Origin of the sequence: Gimesia aquarii (assembly GCF_007748195.1) — a bacterium.
Taxonomy (GTDB): domain Bacteria; phylum Planctomycetota; class Planctomycetia; order Planctomycetales; family Planctomycetaceae; genus Gimesia; species Gimesia aquarii.
On the sequence record NZ_CP037920.1, the window covers coordinates 1,653,948 to 1,664,464 of the forward strand.

General features: G+C 46.8%; 8 protein-coding genes and 1 tRNA gene. 7 read left to right on the forward strand and 2 right to left on the reverse strand.

Annotated elements, in window-relative coordinates; translation table 11 throughout:
* Positions 1-25: 25 nt before the first annotated feature.
* Together V144x_RS06815 and V144x_RS06820 are read left to right on the forward strand one after the other, a co-directional pair.
* Positions 26-2,383 (forward strand): heavy metal translocating P-type ATPase, encoded by a 2,358-nt coding sequence (locus tag V144x_RS06815; RefSeq protein WP_144983290.1) that lies wholly within the window; start codon positions 26-28, stop codon positions 2,381-2,383.
* A gap of 98 nt (positions 2,384-2,481) precedes the next feature.
* Complete coding sequence (locus tag V144x_RS06820) at positions 2,482-3,186, forward strand: class I SAM-dependent methyltransferase (protein ID WP_144983293.1); 705 nt, start codon at positions 2,482-2,484, stop codon at positions 3,184-3,186.
* Positions 3,187-3,219: 33 nt separating this feature from the next.
* On the opposite strand, the gene V144x_RS06825 is transcribed toward V144x_RS06820, so the two are convergent.
* Positions 3,220-3,579: a cupin domain-containing protein gene (locus tag V144x_RS06825; protein ID WP_144983296.1), complete on the reverse strand. Its 360-nt coding sequence runs from the start codon at positions 3,577-3,579 to the stop codon at positions 3,220-3,222.
* 131 nt (positions 3,580-3,710) lie between these two features.
* Positions 3,711-3,784 (reverse strand) — tRNA-Val (locus V144x_RS06830).
* Positions 3,785-3,979: 195 nt separating this feature from the next.
* Here V144x_RS06830 and V144x_RS06835 point away from each other — a divergent pair.
* The 5 genes from V144x_RS06835 to serS all read left to right on the forward strand — a co-directional run bounded on the left by V144x_RS06835 (position 3,980) and on the right by serS (position 10,480).
* On the forward strand, positions 3,980-4,957 hold the full coding sequence (locus V144x_RS06835; RefSeq protein ID WP_144983299.1) for an NAD-dependent epimerase/dehydratase family protein: 978 nt from the start codon (positions 3,980-3,982) through the stop codon (positions 4,955-4,957).
* A gap of 172 nt (positions 4,958-5,129) precedes the next feature.
* Complete coding sequence (locus V144x_RS06840) at positions 5,130-5,447, forward strand: hypothetical protein (protein WP_144983302.1); 318 nt, start codon at positions 5,130-5,132, stop codon at positions 5,445-5,447.
* A 118-nt stretch (positions 5,448-5,565) separates the two neighbouring features.
* Entirely contained in the window at positions 5,566-7,179 is a 1,614-nt protein-coding gene (locus V144x_RS06845; RefSeq protein WP_144983305.1) for a CehA/McbA family metallohydrolase, read from the forward strand.
* Positions 7,180-7,279: 100 nt separating this feature from the next.
* On the forward strand, positions 7,280-9,025 hold the full coding sequence (locus V144x_RS06850) for an amidohydrolase (RefSeq protein ID WP_144983308.1): 1,746 nt from the start codon (positions 7,280-7,282) through the stop codon (positions 9,023-9,025).
* Between the two features lie 174 nt (positions 9,026-9,199).
* Positions 9,200-10,480, forward strand: coding sequence for a serine--tRNA ligase (gene serS / locus V144x_RS06855; RefSeq protein ID WP_144983311.1), 1,281 nt, complete (start codon positions 9,200-9,202; stop codon positions 10,478-10,480).
* Positions 10,481-10,517: the final 37 nt, after the last annotated feature.

A 10,517-nucleotide genomic window follows, 5' to 3' on the forward strand; every position in this document is an offset into this window, starting at 1 on the left:
TATTCAATAGAAAACAGGGCCCTTAATGACCGCAATTGATCCGATTTGCCATATGGAAGTTGACGAGTCCTCTGCGCTACACGAAACCGTCGGCAATCAAACATGGTATTTTTGTAGTCAGGGTTGTCGTGACAAATTTCTGGTACAACAGGCTCCTAATGAAACAGACTCTGATCAAGAATCAGAGTCTTGTCATCACGGCGGAGCGCATGAAAGTCATGGCCATGGGAGTATGATGAAGGAGCAGGTATCCTTACCGCCTGAGACCATTTATTCCTGTCCCATGCATCCCGAGATTCAGCAGCAAGGACCGGGGAGCTGCCCCATTTGTGGTATGGATCTTGAACCGATCATGCCCCAAAAAGAGGAATCGCCGGAAGAAGTGGCCGAGTACGAACTCATGGCACGACGCTTTTGGGGTGGGCTGGTATTGGGATTACCAGTCTTTCTCCTCGCGATGCTGCCGATGACAGGGCTCCCCATTCATCAATGGATTCCACTCCGGGTTTCGGACTGGATTCAATTCCTGCTCTGTACGCCAGTCGTATTGTGGGCTGGTTGGCCTTTATACGAACGCGCCTACCGCTCCATTATTACAATGAACTTAAATATGTTTACTCTGATTGGCATCGGCACAGGAACCGCGTATGTCTACAGCATTTTCGCACTGTTATTTCCCGGGATTTTCCCTGAGTCGTTTCGAAGTGAAGGCAGCGTCGAACTTTACTTCGAAGCAGCTGTAGTCATTACGGTTCTAGTCTTATTAGGCCAGATGCTCGAGATGAAAGCGCGTAAACGAACCAATAGCGCTATTCAGGAATTGTTAGCACTGGCACCGCCTACCGCACATCTTGTCGTGAATGGTGAAGAACGCGAGATCGCTCTGGAAGAAGTACAGTCTGGAAATCTACTGCGCGTCCGTCCGGGAGAAAAGATCCCCGTCGATGGAACGGTGCACGAGGGAAAGAGCCTGATTGATGAGTCAATGATTACGGGTGAACCCGTGGCGGTCTCAAAAACGCAAGGTGATGAAGTCATCGGTGGTACTGTCAATCAAACTGGTTCGTTTCTGATGGAGGCGCAAAAAGTCGGCAGTGATACACTGTTATCGCAAATTATTCAGATGGTTTCGAGTGCTCAACGCAGTCGCGCTCCCATTCAGCGTGTTGTAGATACCATCGCTGCGCGATTCGTACCCGCTGTTCTGGCAATCGCAGTCATTACGTTTCTCCTCTGGAGTTGGCTGGGGCCGGAACCACGGTTTGCTTACGCGTTGATTAATGCTGTTGCGGTCTTGATTATCGCGTGCCCTTGTGCGCTGGGTTTGGCAACTCCTATGTCAATCATGGTGGGAGTGGGACGAGGAGCAAAACAGGGCATCCTGATTAAAAATGCCGAAGTCTTAGAGACATTGGAAAAAGTAGATACACTCGTCGTAGACAAAACGGGCACTCTGACGGAAGGGAAACCACGATTGACAGAATGTATTACTGCAGGAAATTTTGCTGATAATGAATTACTGCAGCTGGCAGCTTCTGTAGAAAAACATAGCGAGCATCCACTCTCAGAGGCGGTTGTCCTCGCCGCGAAAGAGAGAGAGTTGACGCTGTCTGATGTCGTTGACTTTGACTCGGTGACAGGTTCTGGAGTGAAGGGAGTGGTCAATGGAAAAACCACTTTCATTGGCAGCGCCGCCTTTCTAAAAGAACAATCCATCCAAATCGGTGATGAATTGATGACGAAAGCAAACACGCTTCGCGAACAAGGTCAAGGCGTGATTTTTGTTGCCGTGGGAGGAGACTTAGCGGGGATCTTGTCTGTAGCAGACCCCATAAAGGATACGACGTCTCAAGCAATCAAGAAACTGCATGACTTGGGTCTTAAGATCGTGATGTTGACAGGTGACAATGAAAAAACAGCCAGAGCGGTGGCACAATCATTAAACATTGATGAAGTGGAAGCTGGTGTGAAACCCCAGGATAAATATGAAAAAATTAAGTCACTGCGAAGTGCCGGCCATAAGGTTGTGATGGCGGGGGATGGAATCAATGATGCCCCTGCACTGGCAGAAGCCGATGTTGGTATCGCCATGGGAACGGGTACCGATGTTGCCATAGAAAGTGCCGAGGTCACACTGGTCAAAGGCGATTTGAGAGGAGTAACAGATTCCATTCACTTGAGCCGTCTGGTTATGCGCAACATCCATCAGAATCTATTATTTGCCTTTGGCTATAACGCAATGGGAATTCCGATTGCAGCCGGGGTACTCGTACCATTCTTCGGCATGCATGCACTCCTGAGCCCGATGATCGCTGCCGCGGCAATGAGTTTCAGTTCCATCTCCGTGATCGGAAATGCGCTACGACTCAGAACTCAATCGTAGACTGAATTTGTGATTTAGAAAGAACCGAACCGCATTTAATTGTTGGTGTCGTTTGTAAGGTAACAAACGAATTGAGATTGAGTTTACGAGAGGTGCAAATGGACCAGGAAATTGTCTGGCAATACGACGAATTCAAACAGATCGGAAAAGATTACAGCAGCCAATCGGAGGTTGAGGTTTACGATTCGAGTCACGCAACTTTTCGGGATCTCGAAGCGGAAAGTTTGCGCGTTCTTGACTTACTGGAACTAAAAGAAAGTGATGCGCTGATCGAATTTGGTTCGGGGACAGGCACATTTGCTTTAATGGCCTCTCAACGTTGTCGTCACGTTCATGCAGTCGATGTTTCTCTTGCGATGTTAGACATATCAAGAGAGAAAACGTCTCGTGCCGGAGTTTCAAATATTGAGTATCACCACGCAGGTTTCCTTACCTACGAGCACCGCGAGTTACCTGTGCAAGCGGTTGCGACGACTCTTGCACTACATCATTTACCAGATTTCTGGAAAGGGGTCGCGTTGAAACGTGTACACAATATGCTGTCACCCAACGGCAAACTTTATATCAATGACGTCATTCTGGAAGAAACGAATGCAACGGAGAATATTAAAGCACTTATCGAACATCAGGCAGCTGTAGGCGGAGATTTTATGCGTGAAGATGCAGAAGCACATTTCAGGGAAGAGTTCTCGACCTATGACTGGGTGATGGAGGGGCTCTTAAAGCGTTCCGGCTTTACGATTGACTCTAAATCAATTGAGGGTGGTGTTCTGGGAACGTATCTTTGCAGGCGCTCCGCATAAATGTTTGCAACTCAAAAATTCGAGAAACGACTTTCATTCCCCGTTCGAACCAAGAGGAACAAAGTCATACTCACCAATGCCCTGAAGCACAAGAAAGGTTGCAGAAGCCTTTCCTGCATTTGTCACCAGATGTGGGCGGTGTGGCCGAACCGAGTAAGTATTACCGGGAGCGAGGATCACTTCCTCTTTGGGATCCTGCAAAAATATTTTGAGGGTACCATCAATGACATAAAATGCATCCTGGATATGATTATGAAAATGCCAGGGCACGCTTTGTGTGGGCGAAATTTGCAATTCAATGATTCGAAACCCAGGCCGCTCAGCATGATATTGAGTGCGTTCGACTTCATAAAGATGGCTCGCATCTTTCAGTGATTCAGATTCTTCATCCATCAGTAAAGTCTTTCGTTTAAAGCTGTTTTTTAATCACAAAATTATGAAAAACAGATGATGCTTCTGATTGAGGGAGAGAGCTAGTGATGCGCAAAGAAATTGAGCATACGTATAGAAATAAAGAAAAGAAATGGGCGATGAGGGACTCGAACCCCCGACATCCACGGTGTAAACGTGGCGCTCTAGCCAACTGAGCTAATCGCCCGAGAATTAGATTGAATTCGACAATTTTTGAGAATTGCTCGCGTCATTCTAGGTGACACTCTGGTATTATTGCAGGTTCGTAGCGAAATGCAACTCTAGCGTGTAAACTGTTTTAAGCCTTCATCGACATTCGAGCAATTTTGGCGTTTTTGCGGTTTTTACGTGATTTTTCCTTTCTGTGAGAGAGATTTGATTTATGTCTCATTGCCTGGTCACCGGTGGTGCAGGATTTATTGGTAGTCACCTTTGTGAACAATTAATTCAGCAAGGTCAACAGGTTACTGCTGTGGATGACCTTTCAACCGGATTTTTACAAAATCTGGACGGGATCATTGACCATCCCCATTTCACCTTTCGTACTGGTTCTATTACCGATCCGGTTTTGATGGCCGAGATGGTGCAGGGGATCGATACGATCTATCACATGGCGGCCGCGGTGGGTGTGAAACTGGTAGCGGATAATCCTGTACGTACCATTGAAACCAATATCTATCCGACCGAAGTTTTATTACGACACGCGGTCCAGGGGGGGCAAAAATTTTTCCTGGCATCCACAAGTGAAGTGTATGGGAAAAACCCTAAAGAACGCTGGACTGAAGAAGACGACCTCCATTTTGGGCCAACCACAAGGCCAAGGTGGGCTTACGGTGCGTCGAAAGCCATCGATGAATTCCTCGCGCTTGCATATCATCAGAAATATGGCCTGGATGTAAGAATTGGCCGCTTCTTTAATGTCGTCGGACCACGTCAGGTAGGACAGTATGGGATGGTTATTCCACGATTTATTGATCAGGCTCTGGATGGTGGACCGGTGGTGGTCTTTGATGATGGAAGCCAGGTCCGCTGTTTCGGTCACGTTGATGAAATCGTTGGTTGTGTGATCGATCTAACCAATCTGGATGCCGCGCAAGGACATGTTTATAACATTGGCAGTGATGAGCCGGTATCGATTCGTGGGTTGGCGGAAGCGATTATCGCAAAAGTCAATCCTGAAGTGAAAATCGATTATCTACCTTATAATCAAGCGTATAATGAAGACTTCGAGGATGTTCAGCGTCGGGTTCCTGATTTAGGCCGCCTGACTTCCACTCTGGGACGTAAGCCACATGTAAAGCTGGATGCCATTCTTGATGATATTATTGCGTACAAGAAAAAAGCGCGTGGGCTTGCCTGAGAGACAGGTATAACTGGCAGGGCTGGAATAATCCTTACAATCTGACTTAGAATTCCAAATGGATTCAATACAGGAGAAGTCGACTCTCATTACCGAGGTTCTTTTGAGCCGATGATGGTGGGTAAGTGTGGTTCTCTCACACCATCAGACAAAAACAGGAATGGAGAGTACGATGAAGGGATTCCAACTAAGAACAATTGCGTTTGCCCTCTTTCTGGGCATCTTTGGCCCCAATTTTGTAAGCCAATCTGCTCAGGCCGGCGGTGGTCGCTTATTCCTTTCTTTTTGTGAATTATGTGAAGAAGAGAGCCGTGGACGCCAATATCTAGGCAGCACGTATCCTTGGCCCCGTTATTCTTATCACCAGTATCGCGGCAAACACTGTGATGCTCGGTTATCAACGGGGCGTTATCGACGCTATGAGTACGATCGCTATCAGGTTAAAAGCTATCGACCGATTCATGGTGAGATGCTACCGTTACCTGAATAGAGAATATCAGACGGCACGCTCAATTTATGCCGTTTGACTATGGAAATAGTTCTTCTACGTGTAGGCTAAAGGGTGAGATTTATGACAGCCCTTCTTACTATTGCAGGAGAATGTTTTCATGTTTCGATTTGCGCTCCTTCTTTCTCTCTCTTTCATTTTCACTGCGTCTCTTAGCGCAGCAACGTTGAAAGGGAAAATCATTGATTCCAGCACAGGGAAGATCATTCCCGCGCGGCTTTCGATTCAGTCCTCGGCAGGTACATTCCATTTTGCGGAAAGTGCAGTAAAAGTGGGATCTGCGATCAAGTACGAGAAACAGCGCGGGGCCACCAGTATTGAACGGCATGTCACACTGTCGGCTCACCCATTTCAAGTGGAACTACCACCGGGTGAATATCAAATTTCTGCCTATCGTGGTAAAGAATATATTCCCGCCAAGCAAACGATTCAGATCAAAGACCAGCCTCAGCAGATCACACTGTCATTAAAACGCTGGATTGATATGGCTAGCCAGGGTTGGTATTCAGGCGACACTCATGTGCATCGGTTGGTTAAAGAACTACCCAATGTCATGTTGGCGGAAGACTTAAACGTGGCCTTGCCGTTGACCAACTGGGTCTCGATTGCAGATCAACCTCCTTCCCGCGGTAACTTGAATACCGATCAGGATGCTGTGAGCGCTGTACCAGTCCAGGTAGACCCAACTCACGTTTATTATCCGCTGAACACGGAGTATGAAATCACGTTAGTCGGAAAGAAACGCCATGTTTTGGGAGCTGTTTTTGTTTTGAATCAAAAAGCGGTTCTCCCTATGGGGGCGCCTCCTGTGGGACCGATTGCAAAAACCGCTCACAAGCAGGGCGCATTGCTCGATTTGGATAAACATTCGTGGCCATGGTCATTGATGTTGGTTCCGGTGATGGATGTGGATCTATTTGAGTTGAGTAACAATCATATCTGGAAAACAGACTTTTATTTCAAAAACTTCATAGTCAAGCCACGACCTACGCATTTAGACATTGAAATGGATGGCAAGGGTTTTACGGAAAACGGTTGGATGCACTATGGTTTTCAAATGTATTATACCATGTTGAATTGTGGGTTTCGTATGCGACCGACGGCGGGGACTGCTTCAGGTGTGCATCCTGTCCCTTTGGGATTTGGGCGTGTTTACGTTCATTTGCCAGATGGTTTCAGTTACGAAAAATGGATGTCCGGTCTCGATGCGGGACATAGTTTTGTTTCGACAGGTCCCATGTTGACCGTTCAAGCCAATCAAGCTGACTTAGGTAAAACGTATCAAAGGCCTGCGGAAGCGAATTATGAGTGCCATCTACAGGGAGCGGCTCGGTATTGGAAGCCGATTTCTAAAATCGAAGTGATTGTCAACGGTGAGGTCTCGGAAACAATCAAACCACAAAATCGAAAAACAGAAACAGGCGGTCTGCATTCTCCCATTGATCTCAAGTTGAATTTGGAAGGTTCTGCGTGGGTGGCACTACGTTGTTTTTCAGAGTACGAAAAAGGACGAGTTCGCTTTGCCCATACTGCTCCTGTTTATTTTGACGTTCCAAGCCAGCCCGTTCGTCCGAAGCGTCCCGCGGTGCAATATTTGATTCGCCGTATGGAAGAAGAAATCGCACGGAATCAAGGTGTCACAAATGAGACCTGTGTTAATGAATATCGGAAAGCACTGGAAGCGTATCGAAGTCTGTTACCAACCGCACGCTGAAACTTGAAGGCTGAATTAATTCGATGTTGGATGTTGGCAGATAAAGATGACATTCTCTTATTTAACTTTGATTCTCACATAAAATATCACTGGACTGGATATGTTTGCTCAAATCAGAAAGTTCGATTGTTCTGTTGGTATCGTTTTATTTTTTTGTGGGATCGTCAGTGAACTCCCTGCGGAAACGGCTTCGGTGATTCTTAAAAACGGTAAAGTGATTACGCTTGATGATCAATCCCGGATCACTCAGGCGATTGCCATTCGTGGGGGAAGAATTCTGACAGTCGGAAGTGATGCAGATGTGATGCAATTGAAAGGAGAGCAAACCAACGTGATTTCCCTAGATGGGAAAACCGTCATACCGGGCTTAATTGAGTCCCATGTGCATGCCTACCGTGCTGCCCGTGGCGAATTGTTACAACCACACCAGGAACTGAATTCCATCGCAGAAATTCAGAACTGGATTCGAGCGAAAGCGAAAGAAGTTCCGCAAGGACGTTGGATTGTTGTACCGCGCACGGATATTACACGTTTAAAGGAACGACGCCACCCCACTCCCGAAGAATTAGATGAAGCTTGCAAGACACATCCCATTCGGCTGACAGTGGCGCGCAAAGATGTTTTGAATACGTTGGGTTTTCAAACGTTGGGGATTCACAACGATCAAGATAGACTGGCGAACGTTCGAATTCTTTTTGATCAGGCTGGCAAGCCTCTGATGCTCGAAGGGGCAGGAGCCGCGTTACGAAAATTGATACCTCAGCAAGCAGTCCCCACAGAAAATGTCCGTGAGGCGTTGAAGCGACTGCACGCGATTTATAATTCGGTGGGCATTACCAGTATTTTGGAAAGAGGATCCGGAGTCGCCGAATATCGTGAATACGAATTGATGAATCAGCAGAAAGAATTGACAGTGCGGATGACAATGACGATTCGCCAGCAACTTCGAAGTGCGACGGCTGTTAAAGAGTTTACTGAAAAACTGGGGCTGGTAACCGGTGATGGAGATGACTGGGTTCGTGTCGGACCGTTAAAAATATCCGTTGATGGTGGGATTCATTGGGGAAATACACGTCTTTCAGAGCCCTATGGTGAAAAGCGAAGGCAGTTTTACAAGCTTCAGGATGCCAACTACCGAGGAGATTTGTTTTACTCGCGTGAATTGATGGAAACAGTATTTGAGGAGGCACAAAAGCTTGGCTGGCAGATGTGCTGTCATGCGACTGGGGATGGGAGTGTCAATGAAATTCTGTCAGCACTGGAGAATGTGAATCAAAGATTGCCGATGAAGGGACGACGGTTTTGTATCACACATGCTTATTTTCCCACTAAGAAATCAGTGAAGCGCTCCAAGCAACTTGGCGTATGTTATGATACTCAAACTTATTTGTTCTATCGTGATGCCGATGCGATCAATCAGATCTATGGTCCTGATTGGGTCGATCGGTTTATGGGACTAAAAACGTTTGTCGATGGAGGCGTTCCCATTGCCATCAACAGCGATCATATGAATGGGTTTGATCCTGATCATTCGATGAACGCCTTCAATCCGTTTTTGGCACTCTACATTGCCGTTAGTCGAAAAGACATTCAGGGGAATGTCTATGGACCATATCAGAAATTGACTCGTGAGCAGGCACTACGTTGTATGACCAGTGACGCTGCCTACATCAGTTTTGAAGAAAAGGTGAAAGGCACGCTTGAACCCGGCAAGTTTGCAGATTTAGTGGTACTAGATCGCGATTATCTGAAGTGCCCAGAAAACGAAATCAAGCACATCAAACCTCTTTTGACGCTGGTAGATGGAAAAATCGTCTATGATGCATCTAAGAAAAGCGAGCCCTGACTGAAGCGAAAGGCATATTTACATGAAATCAGATGGAATCTCCATTTTTTAGACTGAAAAACCGTTACCCTTGGACATTAAATTTGTCTTTGGATATGATGCGTGCTCAAATATCTCGGACTGAAGCCGAAACATCATAATTTACCGATCACATCACGGAGCAATTGATTACTTATGTTGGATTTGCAGTTTATTTGCGAGAATCAGGAAGCAATTCTTGAGAATTGTCGCAATCGTGGAATTGAAGTCGATCTGCAACAACTCACAAAGCTGGATCAGCGACGGCGTGAACTGATTGTTCAAGGAGATCAAGTTCGCCAGGAGCAGAAGTCGATTTCGTCTCAAATTCCTAAAGCTGCCGATAACGAAGCGAAACAGTCCTTGATTGCCCAGGGCAAAGAATTGCGCGAGCAAGTGTCTGCGATTGACATCGAACTTCGTGAAGTAGAATCAATGTTGAAGGTGGAACAGGCACGGGTACCCAATCTGGCTCATCCGGATGTGCCTGTTGGCAAGGAAGATAAAGCAAACACAGTCGTTCGCATGTGGGGTGAGAAGCCTGTATTCGATTTTGAGCCATTGGATCACGTACAACTGGCAGAAAAACATGACCTGATTGATTTCGAAGCGGGTACGCGCGTCGCCGGACACGGATTTTATTACCTGAAGAATGAAGCGGTTTTACTGGAGATGGCGCTTTGTCAATACGCCATGCAGAAGCTCGTACAAGAAGGATTTATACTCCATAGTACTCCTGATCTGGCACGCAAAGAGATTCTGGAAGGGATTGGCTTTAATCCCCGAGGAGACGAGACACAAATCTATTCGGTAGAGAACACTGATCTCAGTCTTGTGGCAACAGCGGAAATTACTCTGGGGGGATCTCTCAAAGATCAGATTCTGGATCGCGAGAGTCTGCCACGTAAAATTGCGGGGCTCTCTCACTGCTTCCGAACCGAGGCGGGGGCACACGGTAAAGCCACACGCGGTATCTATCGCGTCCATCAATTTTCTAAAGTCGAAATGTTTGCGTTCACAGAACCCACGAATGCCGCTTCAGATGCGATGCATGAAGAGATTGTGCGAATTGAAGAAGAAATCTTTCAGGGATTGGGATTGCACTATCGTGTGGTAGATACTTGCACGGGAGACCTCGGAGCACCCGCTTACCGAAAATACGACTTGGAAGCCTGGATGCCTGGTCGAGGCGAACAAGGTGCATACGGCGAGGTCACTTCGGCTTCTAACTGCACGGATTACCAGTCTCGGCGATTGGCGACTCGTTGTAAATCCAGTGCTAAGAAAGGGACCGAATTTGTGCATACTCTGAACGGTACTGCGGTTTCGATTGCGCGGGCGATTATTGCCGTTCTAGAGAACAATCAGCAGGCAGATGGTACGATTCTGGTGCCAGAAGTCCTTCAATCCTGGGTTGGAAAAGAGAAGATTGGGTAATTTTTCCCATTTGGAACAAACAGTGTCTCTGTGGATC